At 57.1% G+C, this 19,368-nt stretch carries 14 protein-coding genes and 3 pseudogenes; 8 read left to right on the forward strand and 9 right to left on the reverse strand.

Annotated features, from left to right (window positions below; all coding sequences use genetic code 11):
* The first annotated feature begins 138 nt into the window (after window positions 1-138).
* Window positions 139-966: an ABC transporter permease gene (locus tag RQ935_RS07950; RefSeq protein ID WP_311497908.1), complete on the forward strand. Its 828-nt coding sequence runs from the start codon at window positions 139-141 to the stop codon at window positions 964-966.
* Complete coding sequence (locus tag RQ935_RS07955) at window positions 963-2,105, forward strand: TOBE-like domain-containing protein (protein WP_311497909.1); 1,143 nt, start codon at window positions 963-965, stop codon at window positions 2,103-2,105. Before RQ935_RS07950 ends, RQ935_RS07955 begins: the two co-directional genes overlap by 4 nt.
* A 104-nt stretch (window positions 2,106-2,209) precedes the next feature.
* Here RQ935_RS07955 and RQ935_RS07960 read toward each other — a convergent pair whose 3' ends face one another.
* Both RQ935_RS07960 and RQ935_RS07965 read right to left on the reverse strand, forming a co-directional pair.
* Complete coding sequence (locus RQ935_RS07960) at window positions 2,210-3,100, reverse strand: HNH endonuclease family protein (protein WP_311497910.1); 891 nt, start codon at window positions 3,098-3,100, stop codon at window positions 2,210-2,212.
* Window positions 3,097-4,392: a site-specific DNA-methyltransferase gene (locus RQ935_RS07965; protein WP_311497911.1), complete on the reverse strand. Its 1,296-nt coding sequence runs from the start codon at window positions 4,390-4,392 to the stop codon at window positions 3,097-3,099. Before RQ935_RS07965 ends, RQ935_RS07960 begins: the two co-directional genes overlap by 4 nt.
* A gap of 144 nt (window positions 4,393-4,536) precedes the next feature.
* Here RQ935_RS07965 and RQ935_RS07970 point away from each other — a divergent pair, with 144 nt between their 5' ends.
* Window positions 4,537-5,055: a YbjN domain-containing protein gene (locus RQ935_RS07970; RefSeq protein ID WP_299296060.1), complete on the forward strand. Its 519-nt coding sequence runs from the start codon at window positions 4,537-4,539 to the stop codon at window positions 5,053-5,055.
* Between the two features lie 4 nt (window positions 5,056-5,059).
* Here RQ935_RS07970 and RQ935_RS07975 read toward each other — a convergent pair whose 3' ends face one another.
* Window positions 5,060-6,490 carry an FAD-dependent oxidoreductase gene (locus RQ935_RS07975; RefSeq protein ID WP_311497912.1) on the reverse strand — a complete coding sequence of 477 codons (1,431 nt, stop codon included), beginning with the start codon at window positions 6,488-6,490 and terminating at the stop codon, window positions 5,060-5,062.
* A 151-nt stretch (window positions 6,491-6,641) separates the two neighbouring features.
* The gene (locus tag RQ935_RS07980) at window positions 6,642-7,493 is read right to left on the reverse strand and encodes an SDR family NAD(P)-dependent oxidoreductase (RefSeq protein ID WP_311497913.1); all 852 of its coding nucleotides are present in this window, start codon (window positions 7,491-7,493) and stop codon (window positions 6,642-6,644) included.
* A 126-nt stretch (window positions 7,494-7,619) separates the two neighbouring features.
* Between RQ935_RS07980 and proC the strand changes: the two genes are divergently transcribed.
* From proC to RQ935_RS07995, 3 genes are all read left to right on the forward strand, one after another.
* Window positions 7,620-8,432, forward strand: coding sequence for a pyrroline-5-carboxylate reductase (proC, locus tag RQ935_RS07985; RefSeq protein WP_311497914.1), 813 nt, complete (start codon window positions 7,620-7,622; stop codon window positions 8,430-8,432).
* 85 nt (window positions 8,433-8,517) lie between these two features.
* Complete coding sequence (gene valS / locus RQ935_RS07990; RefSeq protein ID WP_311497915.1) at window positions 8,518-11,184, forward strand: valine--tRNA ligase; 2,667 nt, start codon at window positions 8,518-8,520, stop codon at window positions 11,182-11,184.
* A gap of 52 nt (window positions 11,185-11,236) precedes the next feature.
* Complete coding sequence (locus tag RQ935_RS07995) at window positions 11,237-13,192, forward strand: AMP-dependent synthetase/ligase (RefSeq protein ID WP_311497916.1); 1,956 nt, start codon at window positions 11,237-11,239, stop codon at window positions 13,190-13,192.
* A 304-nt stretch (window positions 13,193-13,496) separates the two neighbouring features.
* On the opposite strand, the gene RQ935_RS08000 is transcribed toward RQ935_RS07995, so the two are convergent.
* The 4 genes and pseudogenes from RQ935_RS08000 to RQ935_RS08015 form a co-directional block, all read right to left on the reverse strand.
* A complete protein-coding gene (locus tag RQ935_RS08000) occupies window positions 13,497-13,853 on the reverse strand; it encodes a hypothetical protein (RefSeq protein ID WP_311497917.1) in 357 nt (118 codons plus the stop codon).
* 98 nt (window positions 13,854-13,951) lie between these two features.
* Entirely contained in the window at window positions 13,952-14,392 is a 441-nt protein-coding gene (locus RQ935_RS08005; protein WP_299296047.1) for a hypothetical protein, read from the reverse strand.
* Between the two features lie 12 nt (window positions 14,393-14,404).
* Entirely contained in the window at window positions 14,405-15,103 is a 699-nt protein-coding gene (locus RQ935_RS08010; protein WP_299296045.1) for a hypothetical protein, read from the reverse strand.
* A gap of 130 nt (window positions 15,104-15,233) precedes the next feature.
* Window positions 15,234-16,391 (reverse strand): annotated as a pseudogene (locus tag RQ935_RS08015) (type IIL restriction-modification enzyme MmeI); the annotation flags it as partial.
* 616 nt (window positions 16,392-17,007) lie between these two features.
* Here RQ935_RS08015 and RQ935_RS08020 point away from each other — a divergent pair.
* Window positions 17,008-18,342 (forward strand): annotated as a pseudogene (locus tag RQ935_RS08020) (glycoside hydrolase domain-containing protein); the annotation flags it as partial.
* Here RQ935_RS08020 and RQ935_RS08025 read toward each other — a convergent pair.
* The gene (locus tag RQ935_RS08025; protein ID WP_311497919.1) at window positions 18,332-19,144 is read right to left on the reverse strand and encodes a hypothetical protein; all 813 of its coding nucleotides are present in this window, start codon (window positions 19,142-19,144) and stop codon (window positions 18,332-18,334) included. The pseudogene RQ935_RS08020 and the gene RQ935_RS08025 overlap by 11 nt on opposite strands.
* Before the next feature lie 60 nt (window positions 19,145-19,204).
* On the opposite strand from RQ935_RS08025, the pseudogene RQ935_RS08030 reads away from it, so the two are divergent.
* Window positions 19,205-19,291, forward strand: a pseudogene (locus RQ935_RS08030) (terminase); the annotation flags it as partial.
* Between the last annotated feature and the right edge of the window lie 77 nt (window positions 19,292-19,368).

The following is a 19,368-nucleotide window of genomic DNA, read 5'->3' on the forward strand; positions in this document are numbered from 1 at the left end:
CTTACACCGCAAAGAAAAACCCGAAATAAAGACACACAAAATGTTACTTAACCCTTCGTGGACTACGTGTTGTCCGCTGCGGCGCAAAAGGTCTTTGCCAAGTACGGGTTCATGAGTCCCGCTAAGTAAAGGTTCGCGTTGAACACTGGTAACCACGGCTTTCCCCGCTGGCTGTATCTGCCAGCGGGGATAGCCTTGCTGTTGGTCGTTTTGCCTATTGTGGGGCTGATGGTGCGAGTGCCGTGGACCCGGCTGGCGGAAATTCTGACCCGCGACGAATCCCGCGACGCTTTGCTGTTGAGCCTGCGCACCTGCTTGGTGTCGCTGGTGCTGGTGTTGATTCTGGGGACGCCCCTGGCGCTGCTGATTTCGCGCACCGAGGGATTTTGGGCTTACGTGTGGCGCACTTTCGCGGTCCTGCCTATGGTGTTACCCCCGGTCGTAGCCGGTTTAGCGCTCTTGGTTACGCTGGGGCGCCGCGGCGTAGTGGGACAGTACCTGTCCTGGGCCGGTATCGAGATTGGGTTCACCACCATAGCCGTGGTGCTGGGGCAAACATTCGTGGCCATGCCTTACTACGTGGTGTCCCTGGAGTCAGCGCTGCGCACTTTTGATTCCGGTTACGAGCGGATTGCGGCGACTTTGGGGGCGTCTCCGACCTATGTGTTGCGCCGCGTCACGCTGCCCTTGCTGAGCCCTGCCATAGTCGGGGGCGCCACCATGGCTTTTGCCCGCGCCTTGGGCGAGTTCGGGGCCACCCTGACTTTCGCAGGCTCGCTGCAAGGGGTGACCCGCACCCTCCCCCAAGCTATCTATCTGTTGCGCGAGGACGACTCCGACCTGGCTTTGGCACTGTCCGTAGTACTGGTGCTGCTGGCGGCCACCATGATGGGATTGTCGGCCATCTTTACCACCCGCCGCACCAAGCAGCTCACGACGCAACCGGAAAGTGGTGACGAGCAATGAAAACTCGTCCTGAAACCGCGGCACACCCCGCGGAATTCCCCACCGCCACCACCGCGGCTGGGAGCGAAGTCCTGGTGAAGGCGGGCATCAAGGAACGTGACGTCACGGTGCAGTGCGCTTTTCCGGCGGGACTGATTACCGCTATCGTCGGACCGAACGGGGCCGGGAAGTCTACGATTCTGGGGATGATTTCCGGGCTGCTGGCCCCCGATTCAGGAGAGGTTCGCAGCGGGGAAACGGTGTTTGCCGATGCCACCCGGTTCCTGCCGCCCCATCAGCGTCCAGTCGCGATGCTGACCCAAAAGCCCCTGCTGTTTCCACACTTGAGCGTGTTGGAAAACGTGGCGTTTGGGCCGCGAGCCCGGCATCGGTCACGGGCGGAGGCTCGGCGTATCGCGCGCCAGGAGTTAGCGGCGGTAGGCGCTTTGGAACTGGCGGATCGCCCCGCTACGGCGCTGTCCGGCGGGCAGTCGCAGCGCGTGGCGTTGGCTCGAGCCCTAGCGACGCACCCGCAAGTCGTGCTGTTGGACGAACCATTTTCCGCCCTTGACGTCGAAACTGCCGCCAAACTGCGGGAAGTGTTGTCGAAACGGCTGCGTCAAGAGCCGCGGCCGACAGTAATTTTTGTGACCCACGACCCGCTCGACGTGTGGATGTTGGCCGACCATGTGGTCGCCATCGAGAACGGCCATTTGATTGGGGAAGGCACGGTGGTGGAAATGCTGGGCCAGCCTGCCACGAAGTTTCTGGAAAAACTGTCCGGCGTGAACCTGTTGGCCGGGGTCATTGAGGAATCCGGCGAAGTCGCCACAGTTGATGCCGGCGGGGTGAAACTGACGGGATTGTGGCAAGGCCAGCATCATCCCGGCCCCCAAACCCCAGCTCTCACCGCTTTTGCTCCCCAGTCTGTGGCCCTGTTCGTAACGGCTGTTTCCGGCTCTCCACGCAACACCTGGCAGGCCCGCGTCACGGACATCACACCGCGCGGTGCGGTGCAGTGGATCAGTTTGGAGCTGGACGGGGGGCAAAGCATCCAAGCCGTCCTGACCCCGCAAGCCGTCAGCGCCCTGCAGCTGGCTCCCGGTTCGCCCATTTTTGCCGAGGTTAAAGCCACTCAGATTACGGTTTATCCGCGTTAGGTTTTGATAAACCGTAAATATAAGGGGAGATTTGGGCGGTAGCTGCCATTATTGGCAGCTACCCGGCTATTCTCCCCCTATAATCACCGATTTCATTTTGATACCTATGGAATTGGCTCTTCCGGACACCCTTTCAGCACCCCCATCATGGCCTGTTTCTCTGCCGGGGTCACCCACAGCCCGTATTTCGCTTTCACCGCAATCTGACGCGCCACGTAAGCACAGCGGTAATCGCGTGCGGGCGGCAGCCATTCGGACGCATCCTGGGATTGTTTATCCTGATTGGCCTGGCCTTTCACCGCTTCCAAGTTCAGCGGGTCGTTGGCGATGGCTTCCCGTTGCCGCTGGCTGAGCTGCTGGCCGCCAGTACGCCACACGTTACCCAACGCCACCACGTGGTCAATCTGAACCGCGTCAGAGGTTTCCTGTGACCGCTTAAAATCAACGGTCTCTCCGGTGTATTTATCGTGCAAAACCCCGCTTTGCACCACGCAGTGCGCGGGAGTGGTGTTCGTAGCCGCTCGATATTGGACGTCCTCTAGGTCGCGAGCCAACACTTCGTTACGCGTATTGCAATTGTCACCGTCGAGGTCCAACCACCCCTTGCCGAACAGCTGCTCACGGTCAAAGCCCCGGAAAGGGTCTTTGTCGCGCACTTCCAAAGTGCCCAACACGTCACTAGCGCGGCTCCCCGCAGTTTTTCCAGCAGCGGCGTCACGAGTCTGTTGCCCGGCGTTCCCGGATTGACTGGCGGAATGAGTCTGGTCACCGCCGATGAGCCCGAACAACCAGCCGTCGTCCCCGACGAACTGGGTGCCCAAACCGGTCACAGCCACCACAGCGAACGCCACCAGAGCTAGGTTGCGTCCGCGCTGGTTGCGGTTTGAACTCTTGCCGAACCACCCGTCCCAGGGTGCTACCTGCGGAGTTTCCGGTTCTAGACCGGGGTTTTCCTCCGGCCCAGCACCCTGACCAGTTTTGTTCTGTTTGCTCATGCGTCCAGCCTAACGAAGTAATCTTGCCCGGTCACATCTGCCACCAGTCCCACCCCGCGAGGTCTGTCCCCAAGGGTGGCAAAATCAACGACCGTGTCTCGTGACGGTGCCACCACGGATTGAGGTGTGAAAACTCCGGCGGAAAAACCGGCAAAATCCGGGTCTAGGGCCACCCAATCCACCAGCTCCGTCCAGTCCGGTTTGTCGGATTTGCTGGTCGTATCGTCCCCGGCGGCACATTTCGCCCCGGTGGCACCCAACTTCGCAACGCGGGTTTCGATCTCTCGGCCCAATAACTCCAAGCCCGGCACGATTTGGTTGGCTCCCCAGGACGCGGAATCTCGCCACACCTCAAAGTCGACCCCGTCCTGCACCAGGCGCCGCCGCGCCAGATGCACCCCCAAACTATTGCGCTCTATCCCCAGGAAATGCCGCCCCAGCTGGGCTGCCGCCACCAAAGTGGAGCCGGATCCGGCAAAGCAGTCCATCACCAGGCCCCCCGGCGGGCACGCCGCGGCTATGGCGCGTTGCATGACTTCCACCGGTTTTTGAGTCGGATACCCCACCCAGGTTTCGGAATGATTCGGCGGCCGGGAAATCTGCCAAACATCGGGGGCGACCATGCCCCGCGGGTTAAACATTTCGCGGCGTTTCGGGGCAATGGCCGCGTTATACGCCACCCGCACCGCATCGGGGTCGAAATAGTGGCGGCGCCGGTCCCGGGCGTAAAACAGGATGGTGTCGTGTTTGTGGCCGAAAGCCCGCCTCGACCCCCCGCCCGAAGCGTAAGCCCACACAATCTCGTTGACCAGGTTACTTGCCCCAAATACCTCGTCCATAACCAGGCGCAAAGCGGCGGAGGAATGCCAATCGCAGTGCACAAAAATAGTTCCCGTTGGCGACAAAAATCGTCGTAGCACCGTCAGCCTCTCGTACAGATGTTGCAGGTAATCAGCGGTTTGCCAGCGGTCGCCGTACTGTTTCACGGCAATAGTGCGTTTCGAGGCACCGCGGTGGTGCGTGCGAATCTGTTGCACATAGTCAGCCCCGGAGTTAAACGGCGGATCGATATAGATACAGTCGACGCTGCCCTCGTATTGGGGCAGCAATCCGCCCATGACCTGCAAGTTTTCCCCGACATAGAGGCGGTTTTCGCTCTGCGATGTCGCCACTTTGCCCCCGAGCATTTCGCGGTAGCGTTCGGCTGGGACGTAGGATCGAGTTTCGGGCAACACCACTTCGTGTTTTCCGCGCCACGTGAAAGCCAGTTCCGGGGGTTTTTCCTGCACCATCCCATCCTACTGTGGGCGACTCATCCGGCAACAACCCGCCACTTCCAGCGGGAAGTCGCGCTTTCACCGCCAGAGAAATTCCGCGGCAGGGCCTGGTGAAATCGGCTAAAATGAAACCTACCACCAGTCGGGAGGAAACGGGTCATGAGTGAGGACAGCGGGGATTTTTTCGATAATCCTTTCGAGTTGCCATTCGACAACGCGCCTTTTTCCGTCAATAGGCTGCCCAACCTAACTCGTGACCGAGTTAAGAAAGTCTTGGAAGGCCACAACTGGAGTTACCAGGTCAACCACGACGGTGATGTGGGCGGGGCCTGGCAAAACGGCATCTATTACTTCCAGGTAACCGGGGAAAAGGACACTATCCTCTGCGTGCGCGGCACTTGGCGCGGAGAACCGGAACTGGATGATTTCATCCTGATTAACTCGATTTGTAACCGCTGGAACACAGACTATTACTGGCCGAAAGCCTACGCGAGAGTGACCGAAGACCGCGAAGTCTACGTGCATACGGAACTGCCCATCAGCTGGCGTACCGGCTTGACGGACGCGCAGCTGGACGAACAGGTACGCTGCGCCTTGGAATCCAGCGAGGATTTCTTTGAGCATCTGGCCGAGCAGCTCCCCAACGCGGTGCCGGAACCTGACGAAGATTCCGAATAGGCTCTTACGTGGGCAGCATCCACCACAGGGCGCGGCCTTTGGCACGGTAGCGTTCCAAGAAGCGCTCCATCCGCACTGCCCAATAGGGTCCCAAACCGTGACGTACCCGCAGCACCTGCTGCGCGGCGTCTTTGCCTTTCTTTGGGTAGGTAAGCTCGGCATAGAAACCCCGCGAGGAAATCAGCCCGTAATCCCAACACAAACTCAACACTGATTCAATCTCTTCCAAGGTTTCGGGCAAAACCTTGTTTTTCTGTCCGCTCAGTTCTTCGATAATCAAATCGGTGACCTGGCGGCTCATCAAGTGAGCCATGTCACGAGTCTGCATCGGGACGGGTGCCGGGACAGAATCGCTATCCGCGGTGAGTTCACGCGTGTCCATCGCAATTGCCGAACCAATCCCAAAAATATTGCGATACGTGGGATTGCGGAAAGTGCGCGGCAAGACTGTCACCACTTGGCCGGAGCCGTTTTGCTGGGTTTTCGCGTCCACCCGCAGCCGCCCCCAGCCATCGTACAAGTCCTCGCGCAAATCCGCTCCGTTCGCGTCATGCACCGCCAAGGGAGTGAGAACCCGCGCCGCTTCCACCGCCACCAAATCGCATTCCATTTCTTCGGGCTGGCCCTCGCCGTGTACCGGAACAAACCTGACTCTGCGCCCATTGATCGAGGCCAGGCGCATATCTTTGTGCAGAATCAGGCGGTGCCGATCGATGAGATGCACAAGGGCGGTCTGCATGTCCTCTTCCATCTTCGGGTCGTCGGTGTGGCCGTACATCCACGGTCGTCCCGCGTCGAAAAAGTGCAGTTCCACCCGGGAGCGCAGGAAAGCGGCCCGCAGCACCTCGTCCACGCACAAGGCATATTCCAGCGCCCCGTAAAAACCACCCATGCCGCGGGCGGACCGACCGATGGCGATGACTTTCGGCTTGTCGTCCACCGGGGAATCCTGCAGTTCAAACAGCAGTCTGCGCAGTTCTGCCTCCCCCGCGATGGCGCTGTCCAGGCGGTCCAGGACACAGGTCGGCACCGTGGTCGCTTCCGCGGGAATGCCCGCGACCCGATCAATGTCGTGCCCGGTGGCGATGACCAGGTAATCGTAAGGCACCCGCGCGACTTCCCCCTCCAGATGTGAGCCGGTAAAAGTCATCTGAACCTGGGGACGCGGGTCGTCCCGGTAGCCCTTGGGGTAAACCGCGGTGGCCACTCCCTGGTGAAAAATAATTCCTTTACGCCGATAGAGCGGACCGAGCGGAACGGTTTGGCGCTGCACCGACTGCAGGCCAGAGGCAATCTGGGCCATAACGTCGGGATTAGTCCAAGCCGAGCCGGGGCTGATAACGATGACATCGTGGTCGTCTTTCAGGCGATGTTTTAAGCCGAGGGCTGTCGAGTGGCCAGCCATTCCGGCGCCTATAACAACAATCCGCGCCATCTTAGTATCCTTTTTTCTTCAGGAGTTCCGCCGAAAACGTTGCCCCGCAACGTTTTTTCACCGGCTCCACACCACCACGCGCCGACACACACTCGCTACGCTCGCTGTCGGCACGCCAACCTGCGCCTATAACTACAATCCGCGCCATGGGTCACCGGGCCGGATTGTCCAAGCGGACTTTGATGGTGCTGGTGGCTTGTTCCACCGGCTTGATTTTCAGCTGGTCGATATTCACGTGCGCCGGCAAGTTCAAGGTCCACACAATAGCTTGGGCGACATCGGCCCCCACCAGCGGATAATCTACCCCGGCATAAACGCCCTCCGCCGCAGCCTTGTCCTCTAGGCGGGCCAGGGAAAATTCCGGGGTTTGCACCAATCCGGGCATAATCTCGATAATCCGAATCGGTTTACCCACCAACTCCAGGCGCAACGTCTCGGGCAACATCGCCTCGGCGTGCTTGGCGGCGGTATAACCCGCCCCGCCCGGATACGTCTCGTGACCGGCAGTCGAGGTGACGAACACCAAATCCCCACCCCCGTGAGCCAACATTTGCGACAGGAAAGCCTGGGTGACCTGCAGGGAGGACAAAACGTTGATGCTATACATGGTTTTCCACCGCTCCAGCTTCGCCTCCATCACGGTGTCGGTGCCGCGCGCTCCCCCGGCATTGTTGACCACCGCGTCCACGACCTGTCCCTCGGCGGTCGCCCACTCAAACAGCGCCTGGACGTGCTCAGGAACGGTCAGGTCAGCGGCAAAAGCCGCGCAGCCCGTCTCATAAGCCAGTGCGGCCAGCCTATCGGCGCGCCGGGCGGTCGCCAACACCTCCCAACCGCAGGCACACATCTGTTTCACGGTTTCCCAGCCGATGCCGGTAGAAGCCCCGGTCACCAGCACTCGTCCCGGCTGGCGGGCCGGTCGCGTTTCGGGAACTGTAATTCCGAAACTTTGGGGGTCAAGAGGGTGTGAGGACGGCTTTACGGGTCCGGGTGTGATGCTCATCTTTTGGTCACCTTTCCAAAATTTTTGGCTGCAGAGCCACGCTATAGACTTAGCCTATAGGAAAACAACTCCGGCGGTTTGCTCTGAACGCCAGGGAAAACCGCGCAAATCAGGAAAAGAGGCAACATGAAACTCGGTTTTATTGGAATGGGTGCCATGGGTTCGGCAATCGCGGCGGGAGCCCTGAAGCACGACTTCGTCAAAGCCGGTGACCTGAGTTTTTCTGATTTCGGGGTGACCCCGGGGGAACATCCGCTGACCAAAGAGTTCGGAGCCCAGCAGGTGGCTTCTAACCGGGAACTGGTCGGGTCGGTTGACGCGGTAGTCGTCGCCGTGAAACCGAAACACATCGGCGCAGTCCTCACCGAAATTGCCCCGGAACTGGGAGGAAAGCTGGTCATTTCTATCGCCGGAGGGGTCGGGCTGGACCATCTGGAGGGCTGGTTGTCCCCGGATACCCCCATTGTGCGGGTCATGCCAAACCTGAACGCCCAGGTCAACGCCGCCATGTCGGCCTTGTGCGCGAACGCGGCGGTAACCCCGGAACAAAAGCAGTACGCCCTGGGACTGTTCAACGCGGTGGGCCGCACGGTCGAGCTGGAAGAATCCCTGTTCTCCGCGTTTACCGCCATTGCCGGTTGTGCCCCCGCCTGGACTTATACCTACGTGGAAGCCTTGGCAAAAGCCGGCGTGGCTGCGGGCCTGACGAAGACTGCGGCCATCGAGTCCGCGACCCAGATGCTGCTGGGCTCCGCCCTCATGCTGCAAGACGGTTTGGAAAAGGGCGCTCACCCCGGACAGCTGGTCGATCGGGTGTGCTCCCCCGGCGGCTCCACCATCGCCGGTTTGCTGGCGGGCGAGGACGCGGGATTCTCGCGAGCCGTAGTACACATGGTTGAGGGCGCCATGGCCGGGGACGCCAAAGCGACCCAGAAATAACCCCCGCCCCACCGAACCCGTTAGGGTAGCGGGAACGCGAGCGGGTAGACTATTGCAGGTAAATCACAACGATAAAAGGAAAACGATGACCGAGAGACTGAAAGCTCCGAGCGTACCGGCAAAGACGACCCTGGACGGGATTGAGGACAAATGGCGCAAGGTGTGGGCGGACGCACAGACCTACGCTTTTGACCCCGACACTACCCGGGAAGCCGTTTACTCTATCGATACCCCGCCGCCCACCGTGTCTGGTTCGCTGCACGTCGGTCACGTGTTTTCCTATACCCACACGGATTTGGTGGCGCGCTACCAGCGGATGCGCGGCAAGAACGTGTTTTACCCGATGGGGTGGGACGACAACGGTCTGCCCACCGAGCGCCGGGTGCAAAACTATTTCGGGGTGCGTTGCGACCCGTCCCTCCCTTACGTGCCCGATTTCACTCCGCCGTATGAGGGCGGGGAAGGCAAGTCCATCAAGAACGCTGACCAGGTGCCGATTAGCCGCAAAAACTTCGTGGAGCTGTGCGAACGCTTGACCGCTCAAGACGAAAAACAGTTCGAGGAACTCTGGCGGACGCTGGGTCTGTCTATCGACTGGTCCTACACGATGCAGACTATCGGTAAGCCTGCGCAAAAGGTGGCGCAGACGTTTTTCCTGCGTAACTTTGCTCGCGGCGAGGTGTACGCTGCCGAAGCGCCGGGTCTGTGGGACGTCACGTTCCAGACCGCGGTGGCGCAAGCCGAGTTGGAGGCGCGCGACTATCCCGGCTCCTACCATTCTTTCGCGTTCCACCGCGAGGACGGCAAAGGCGACATCGTTATCGAGACGACCCGTCCGGAACTGCTGGGGGCGTGCTGCGCGCTGATTGCCCACCCCGACGATGAACGTTACGCCGATATGTTCGGTACCTATGTCACGTCACCAGGGTTTGACGTGCGGGTTCCCGTGTTGGCTCACCCCGAGGCCGAGATAGACAAGGGTTCGGGTATCGCTATGTGCTGTACTTTCGGCGACCTGGTGGACGTGGATTGGTGGCGGGATTTGCAGCTGCCGACCCGGGTTATCCTGCGCAAGGACGGTCGGATTATTCCTGACGTGCCGGATTGGATTACTTCTGAGCGCGGTCGGGCGCTGTACCAGGAAACCGCTGGGAAAACGGCGTTCTCCGCCCGGAAAGCTATCGTCGAGGCGTTGCGGGAATCCGGAGAAATGCTGGGAGATCCGAAACCGACCCAGCGTATGACGAACTTTTACGAAAAGGGCGACAAGCCCCTGGAAATCGTGACTTCGCGCCAGTGGTACATCCGCAACGGCGGCCAGCCTTATGCCCGCACCGCGGGAGGCACGGATTTGCGCGAGGAACTGTTGGCGCGCGGGCGTGAACTGGACTTTGTGCCTGACTTTATGCGGGTTCGCTACGAAAACTGGGTCAACGGTTTGAACACCGACTGGCTCATTTCCCGCCAGCGTTTCTTCGGGGTGCCGCTGCCCCTGTGGTATCCGGTCAAGGACTCCGGTGAAACGGACTTTGACCACCCGATTTTGCCCAGCGAGGACGTGCTGCCTATCGATCCGACCACGGACACCCCCGCCGGGTTCGATGAAGCTCAGCGTGGCGTGCCGGGCGGTTTCGTGGCGGAAGTCGACATTATGGACACCTGGGCGACCTCCAGCCTGACTCCCGAAATTTATTCGGGTTTTGGGCGGGACGAAAAGCTGTTTGCGGCGACTTTCCCGATGGACTTGCGTCCCCAAGGTCAAGACATTATCCGTACTTGGCTGTTCTCGACCGTGGTGCGGTCCCACCTGGAGTTTGACGCCCTGCCGTGGCGCCAGGCCGCGATTTCGGGCTGGATTTTGGATCCTGACCACAAAAAGATGTCGAAGTCCAAAGGCAACGTGGTGACCCCGATGGGACTGCTGGAAAAGCATTCTTCCGACGCGGTGCGCTACTGGGCGGCCTCGGCCCGGTTGGGGACGGACGCGGCCTTTGACGAGGGCGAAATGAAGGTCGGGCGGCGTTTGGCTATCAAACTGTTGAACGCGTCGAAGTTCGCGCTCTCGATGGGCGGAGACGCCGACCTGGTCTTGGATCCGGCGCTGGTAACGGTCGAGGTAGACCGGTCTTTGATTGCCACCCTAGCGGAAGTCATTACCTCCGCGACCAAGGCTTTCGAGGAAATGAACCATGCCCGCGCCCTGGAAGTGACCGAGAGCTTCTTCTGGACGCTGTGTGATGATTACTTGGAGCTGGTCAAGGACCGCGCTTACGGCAAGGATCCGGCGGCCGATAGTGCCGCGGTCGCCTCCGCGCGCACGACCCTGGCGCTGGCGATTGATAACGTGGTGCGTCTGCTGGCGCCATTCTTGCCTTTCACCACCGAGGAAGTGTGGTCCTGGTATCGCACCGGGTCGGTGCATCGGGCGGCTTGGCCCAGCACCGACGGTTTGGATAGCGTGAGCGGTAATCCCCAAGTGCTGCGGGCGGCCGGCGGGGCACTGTCGGCCCTCCGTAAGGTCAAGTCGGATGCCAAAGTGTCCCAGCGCACCCCGTTCTTGCACGCCACCGTGACTTTCCCCGAGCCCGATGTGGCGTGTGCCGAGGCGGCTCGCGCCGACTTGGTGGCCGCTAACCACGTGGAGGGCAAGCTGGAGTTCGTCGCCGGCGAGGTCGAATCCCCGCAGGTCAGCGTCGCCGAGCTGGGTGAGCCCCCGGCAAAACCGGCGAAACCCAAAAAACCTACAAAGTAGGTCCGGTAGCGTTCTTGTTCCGCAGAATTTATCGAGGAAGGATCTCCCCCCAATGACCGAAGAATACGTCTCGCCCATAGAGGTCAAGACCCTTCCGGATGGCACGATAGAGGCCTTCAACCCCGCGCCCGGCAACATACCCCACTCGTGGAATATTGTGAGGATGCTGCTCAACAGGGTAAAGCGCGACCCGGACGGCACCATCATCGAGCGAAAGGCAGGCCTGGGCCGCGAGTGGCAAAAGATCACGGCACGCGGATTTCTTGACGAGGTGGATTCGGTGGCGCGCGGCTTGCTGGCGCTGGGATTGCAAGCAGGGGATCGCATGGCGCTGATGGCGCACACATCTTACGAGTGGACGCTGCTGGATTACGCGTGCTGGAGCTTGGGCGCGGTGAATGTGCCGCTGTACGAGACTTCCTCCATCGCCCAGATTGGAACGGTCCTGAGCCAGGCGGAAATCAAGATTGCCTTCGCGGAGGACGCGCGCCTGGCTGAGGCTATCTCCGCCGCCGCAGATAAGGTAAATCGCGAGGTGAAGGTGCTGTCCCTGGACCTTGGGGCGATAGCGGCTTTGCACGAGGCGGGCCGCAGTGTCGCGCAGGTGGAAGTGGATGAGGCGCGTAAACGCCTGAATATGGACACGATTGCCACCATTATCTACACCTCCGGAACCTCTGGAGATCCGAAAGGCACCCTGCTGACGCACGGAAACTTCACCTCCCTGGTGTGGTTCAACATGGATTGGATGCCGGATTTTTCAAAGGATCCGCGCGCTCGGCTGCTGCTGTTCCTGCCTCTGGCTCACGTTTACGCCAGGTTGCTTGAAATCTTTATGATTAGCGGTTCCGGCGTGATTGGCCACTCCCCGAACATCAAGAACCTGCTGCCCGATATCGCATCTTTTCGGCCAACCTACCTGCTGGTGGTGCCCCGAGTGTTGGAGAAAATCTACAACTCGGCGCAAAACCAAGCCAGCCGTTCCAAACCGAAGCACATTATCTTCAATCGCGCTGTGAACACGGCGATTGAGTATTCTCGTGCCCTGGACACCTCCGAGGGTCCCACACGCGCCCTGCGTGCCCGTCATGCCGTTTACGAGCAGCTCGTTTACCGCAAACTCATGGGACTCTTGGGCGGCAGATGCGAGTTCGTGGTTTCCGGTGGGGGTGCTCTGGGCGAACGCCTGGGACATTTCTATCGCGGAGTCGGCATCGACGTGCTGGAAGGCTACGGCATGACGGAATCCTGCGCCGCTGTCACCGTGAACACCCTGCAACTGCATCGCATTGGCACCGTGGGACCGCCGGTGTGCAGCGCGCGGATACGCGTCACCCCGGAGGGAGAAATCCTGATGAAAGGTCCGACCATCAGCCCCGGATATCTCAAGCCCGAGACCAACGACGGAGCGTTCGACGCGGAAGGCTGGCTGCACTCGGGGGATTTGGGGCAGATGAACCCCGAAGGGCTGCTGAAGATTACCGGCAGAGCCAAGGAAATTCTGATCACGGCCGGGGGCAAGAACGTTGCCCCGGCAACCTTGGAGGAGCCGCTGCAATCCCACCCCCTGATTTCTCAGATTATGGTGGTGGGAGAAGGCAAGCCCTTCGTTGGCGCCTTGGTGACGCTCGACGGGGAAATGCTGCCGAGCTGGCTGAAGAAGAAGGGCCTGCCCCCGATGGATGTGACGGCTGCGGCACGCCACCCGGCGGTGCACGCCTCCATTGCCCGCGCCATCGCAAAAGCCAACGCCGGGGTTTCGCGGGCGGAGTCTATCCGCGAGTTTCGCATTCTGCCTTTCGATTTCACCGAGGCGAACGGGATGCTGACACCTTCCATGAAGGTGCGCCGTCAGGTCGTGATGGAAAAATGCGCCGACGCCATTGCGGATATCTACGCGGGGGTGTCCCAACCCAATCTGGAAACGAACTCCTCCGCAGGACACGCTGACTTGTCCAAGGTCACGGGGTATTTGAAGAACCTGTTGAGTTTCCCGCGCGGAGACTAGACGCCTACATTTGGGGAAGTTGTTTCCGTGTGCGCTCAAACCTCGAGTCGCCCCAGAAAAGCACGCAGCGGTTGGGTACTGGAACAAATGGAAATATGGCTTCGCAGAAAACAATGCAAGACCCTCGCTTCACTGGTTATCCTGTCCGAGAAGTGAAGACACTTACTGGAGAGACCAGGTAATCTGCGAATTTATACATCTGCTGTGGTCTAAAGTAAATTAACAATTCTAAAGTTTTTGATTAGATTAGTAAGGGTAGCATGTGTAGTTGAAGCTCTAGCCTGGGTATCGGATTTATACGGTATCAATTCTCTAAGTCACTAAATCCAGAGTCTGACAGATAGACAATGGTGTTATCACTTGTATCTATAATTTTGATGGGGAAACACCAGAAGCCGAGGTTGATATATCCATATTGTGTCCATTTGCCTGGAATAATTACATTAGTGATTTTAAAACCTGAAGCATTAAATTGGCAATAGTCCTCGTCCTCTGGACTAATACCGAATTCCTCCTCATTACTAGACTCGTAATCTGCAGTCCAAACACATTCAACGCATTCCCCATCTAAAAAGGACATTTGATAGATGTGATCCGGATGCCGGTGAACATAGGCACGAAGTGGAAATATCGTTGTTTTTTCAAGTTCGTTATAAATCATAATTTCTCGGCACTTATTTTGGAACTGTGTTGATAGGAAACACCAGACGAGTCGTAATCTCACTGATACCTTTAATCAACAAAAATAAATATAAAATGTTACCAAAATACTATCACATAATCATTCATAGAAGAGCCGACAGGATATTGAGCACCTGTAACTTTGTGTCGGAATTCAAAGTTGCCACGATTTGTTAAGCCAGAAAAGGCATACGACACACCTTGTGTGGCGTTGTAAAAGTCTACGCATTTTTCATTTAGTCCATAATTGTATCTATAACATATCCTATTCGTTTGATTTTCGGCAGGAACATCATTATATTTGGCGAATTGATACGTAATATGCGTAATTTTATTTTCTGGGAGCGGCTCATAAGTTAAATGCGCGAGATTTGCAATGCCCTCGTCATTCGCTGAATATATTACAGAGGGTCTTGCAAATTCTGCATAATTATTCAAATTTATACTTCCAGATGCTGCAGGTACAAGACCCATCATCGTGAATGCAAACAAAAAGGCGCAGAAAAATGCTTTCTTCAATTTATATCCTTTCTAATTTTGACCCCAAATTCGAATCATGTCTTTTTTGAAGTTATTAAACACCCACTGTTGGTGCGGTCTAAGGACTATCATAGCTCTAGCATAGGTACCATCTAATTCTTGATCAGGGCTCGCTGAGAGGTGCCGCATAAGTTCCGCTGTAAACTTGGCCTGCTCGCCCTCAAAAATTGTTGATTGTGTATCAAATCCATTTATGAGGAAATCTTTGGGAATCAATGTAGTCTCAAAAGCTTTGGATCCAAGCACTTTAGCATCGAAATTAACCGTTTCCGGTGTTGGGTGTTCGTTACCCGCTACCCAAGTGTTAGGTCCGCGGTCTCTGAACGAACTCAAATCCACTCGAAAACGCTCTGCTTGATGAGCTGCATATCCAGCTCTTTGAGCAAAGCCATATGCCACGGCAATAACTTTAATATCGTCTTCAGTAAAAGTACCATTCCCTTTTAAAGCCTGTATCGTAGCGTCCAAATTATTAGGGTCAAATTCAACTTTCCAGCGTGACGCCCAGTATTTTAGTCCGTTTATCATGTCGTTTTGTATTACCGCAGTATGACTGATGTTCACAGAATCTGCTATCGGCTCAGTAAATCTCGAGGCAACCGGGGAAACAGAAAGCGCATCCTTACAGGCGCGAACTGGCATTATTCCAGCATCACCTACGCCATTCCCAGAAGAAACCCCCGCTATCATGAGTCAATTATCGTACCATTCTAGGTAAAAAACAACCCTTTTTACGTAAAGGTATATCAAAGAGACTTAAATTCTCTCCTCATGCGTGCGTACCCCAGCCTGTTGAACTTAGTCAGGCATACATCCAAGGTTAGCGGGTTTTGGCGGCATAGAGAGAGAAGAGGTGTGAGACGATGGTTGCTTCATCACTATCGGTCGGCAGGCCGTAGGCTGCCTCGACCGCGCGGTCGTTTTCGCGGTGTGCCGCCCGCAGCTCCGCTGGCATCAGGTCGGGGTCATAGAGCGTGGCGAGGGAAGCATCTGGATAGAGTGAGCGTGCCTCCAAAATCCCCTGCGCACTTTGCTCTATACGCTCGCGCTCGGCGGTGGCAGCGTCTGGCCACACCAGATTGTTATACACCGTCGTGTTGCCGTAGCTGTAATCGCTTTTTAGCCTGCCGGCAACCACGCGCATCCAGGCATTATGCGCCCGCAAGACTAAAACCCCGAAAACATAGCGCGAATCGGTCGGCACGAAATACAACTTGTCACCGGGAATCATACCGTCCGCGACAAAGCCCATCGGAATATAATCGCGGCGCTCTGAAGATACATGCGGCACCCCGATATAGGTGCCTTCTCCCCGGTAGCGAATCTCATCAAAGAGCCACGGGGTCTCAGCTTTCTTACGGGTTGCAGCTTTCGATGATGCCAAGCGCATGAGACGCACCTGCTCCACCCGTTTACGCACGGTTGGCAGCTCAGCTAGCTCGTTAGGAGTAATACCCTCCAACCACAAACAGTAACGATCCTCGCCCCTGATGAACTCCGCTCCCATGGAAAACTTCCGCACCCAGCGCGCGACGCCAGGCTCGACCGCTAGCAGCACCGCGCGCTCTTCGGGTGACAGCAGCAGAAATCCATTATCAGTGGGCTGAAATCCCTTTGACATTTCCGGCACGTCACACAGCGGCTTCATCTGGCGCTCCTAGAACACATCCGGCGCATCCGCGAGGTATCCGTTCAAGCGACTCACCACACGTCGCACCCCGACGCCTCCCCGCCTGGTACGCTGCGCCGGCGGGAGGGCACCCGGCGAAGGAGCCTGTGGGTGCTCGTAGTTTCTCTTAGCAACTTCGTTGCTTAGAGAAACAGAGCAGGACCCCACCAAGCTCCGAGACGCGGTGTTCCCGGCGGCGGCGCCAGACAAGGCGTTCTCTCCCGGCGCATAATCCCACACGTATTTCACTTTCCGCTCCGTGTAGGAAAACCCGATAATCACGCAGTACACGTGCGCCTGGACGGACGCTGGGGAAAGCCCCGCCTCAGTATGCGCATAAAAGATAAAGTGAGCGAGCTTGAACTGGGGAAACGTTACTGTGAAATAACGCTGTTTTACGGCGATGGCATGGGAGCAGGAGTAGCTGACTCTATTCGCTCTTTGTTCCAGTAATTACTATCACCTACAGGTGCTTGCGTTGATGTTGGAGAGTCCTGCACTGGAGTAGCTTGCCGTGAATGCAAAGCAAGAATAACTACCCCAATCACAAGACAGACGATAATTATTGCGACCGATATAGGCAACCAACGCCTCCTTGTCAGGCTCATTTGATACCTCGAAAAAGATCCTTTACCGCGTTATCGAAAGGTGTAGAAATAAGCAACTTATCCCCTGAAGTTGTTCGGCGAGATGTTACACCGTAAACGTATCACAGATTCGCATTGATTCTTGTTCGTAGCCAAGGACCTCCACTTGCCCCACCGGTCATACCGCAGGGCATTACCATGTCGCTAGACCAAAACCCCACTTCCTGGTATTCCCGTCACAGTAGTAAGGAGTTGTGCCATGGTATGGTTTTTCTGCAGGCCAACCCCATATTCTCACTCCAGTCTGATTGTGTCCATAGTTAGTCGAAAATGGGCACCGTCATGCGAAAGAGGCCCAAACCGCTGCCCAACGACTTGGTGTTCCACCTACAGTGATCTACTTCGCCGTTGACTACGATGCCACGGATCCTCAGGTGACCAGCCACATCCTGCCCTACTTCAAGGCAGTAACGCAAAGCCTCGGCGGCGGCTACCGAGTGGGTATCTACGCCTCACGAAACATCTGCACCCGGATAGCTCAGGCTGGATACGCGGTAGCATCATTCGTTTCTGACATGTCTACCGGATTCTCAGGTAATCTCGGTTTTCCCATCCCCGACAACTGGGTATTTGATCAGTTCCACGAAATCAGTGGATATCGGGGGAAATGGGATCTTGACCGCGTGGCATATTCGGGTCGCATGTCAGCCGATTCGTCGTTGCGCCCCGCGCAGCCAGTGAATTACGACGCTCTAGATTTTCTCGATCTGATCGAAGCGCTTGAGAGCCGGTTCGAGGAATTGCGCGTGGTCTATAAGGACTACGCTTTCGGAGAGGATTCGATCACATCCGGCAGCTACGTTACTTGGGTCAAAGTTCCGACTTGGCGATGTGTCCTCAACTACCTATCAACGGTCTACCTCAAGGGAAGCGCAAAGTGGTCCGCGGCAGCTGAAGCATATCGGGAGGCGGACGCGAAAAGGCTGGAAGATGACACTCAAGCGTCCCAGATAATCTCTGCCTTGAATAAGTGGATTCGCTCCGATCGACAAGAATGGACAGACCCCGCAGGTGGTGCAGTAGATATCCCGCATATGAGCGTGACCACCCTGGGCTACATCAACCTCAACCCGCTCGTTCCTGATAAGTGGACGGGATGGGCAGGTGACTTAGCTTCAGCGCTCGGTCCGATTCAAAAGGTTGTTGACCTGAATCCCGGCTCAAACATTATTGCAATAGCAAGGGCTCTTGTTGGCCAAGGGGATAACTATAAGAATCACAGCGGATTTCAAGGTTTGACCATCCCCAATGATCTACCGAACAACTGCAACTACTCCGACCTGTGTAGCGACGGGGATGCGATCAAACTGGCTGCGATGCTGAAAGGCTCGGGAGCCGACGACCTCAACCTTCTGTCCCGAACGTTGAGGAGCTACTACAACAATCCAGTTTCGCTACTGCAGCGATTCAAGGCGATCTCTGAGAGTGTTGGTGCAAGCGACGGAGGAACCGCAGAGGACAAGTTCTTTGCAGAAATTGATGGCCCATTGGATGACAGATACGTTGGCCTTCTCACAGACGGTTCCAATGGAGCATACGGCTACTCGGGCGTTGAGCCTAGCGAAGAAACCACGAAGGCAGCATGTCAAGCTCTAGCTGAATTCATTTACTGAGGTTGTCATATGCTTCGTGGCTGGGGCCGCGCATAAGATACGTGACCCCGGCCGCTGCGGCATAAAGTGCCCAAGCACCCACGAAGAAGATCAGGTTTTCCTGCCAGTCCCCGACGAAAATCTCGTGTGTGCGAGTACTGCGATAGAACGAGTTCGTGACAACAAGTAGTAATGCTGCTGCCCCGCTTGACAAGAGTCGTATCCACAGTGCCCTGACTCGCGGTTGCGGCCATCGTCGTGGCGGGTCAAAAATTAAAAGAACCGGGCCGGTGAGAAACGTTCCGAAAAGTGGAAGAACCATCCAAAGAGTGCCAGCTGCGGAGAGCCCCGTGGCGGGGATATAGAAAATCCCGAAGCAGATTCCAATCCATGTCGTGTAGGTACGGATCGCGTCCCTGATTGTGTGAGCAGGTGTGCCAAATCGGGCGGAGCTACTCATGAGCATGTGTCCTGCCACTACCGTAAAGGCAATCCAGCCGAGACCGAGAGATATGAGTGTCTCACCCCAATGTTGGGAACCGTAGTGGGTGGAAGCAACTGCATCAAAAGCGACTAGCACGATGGTCGCAACTCCTGCACCCAATACTCGGATCAGTAATGCTCGTCGGAGCGGCGGCTTCCATGTTGATGGCCGATCAATGACAAGAAGCAGCAGTCCCGCGAGAGGTGCAAGCCACAATGGGAGATTCACCGGGGCGACTCCAGCAGTGGAGAGTAAAGAACCAGGCATTATCGCGAAGCCAAGGATGAAACCTACCCAGTACACGTAGGTATGAAGGAATAGTTTGAAAGACTCAACCACTCACACCTCCCATGGACTTCAGCACCGAAACCATGACGATTCTACGGTGGGAGGCAACCCATGGTCAAAGATGGCACCAACCGAGGCGGACGCCGCGTCCGTGCCGGAGCGAAACCTGACCCGCTCAACGAGAAGCTCGCAGTCGGACGGGCCTCCGCCCCGCTGATGAAGTCACGACGCAACGGCTCTATTGACCCTCCCTGCTGACCTCAACAGCAGGGTGA

This window comes from uncultured Mobiluncus sp., from assembly GCF_963511525.1.
GTDB lineage: Bacteria > Actinomycetota > Actinomycetes > Actinomycetales > Actinomycetaceae > Mobiluncus.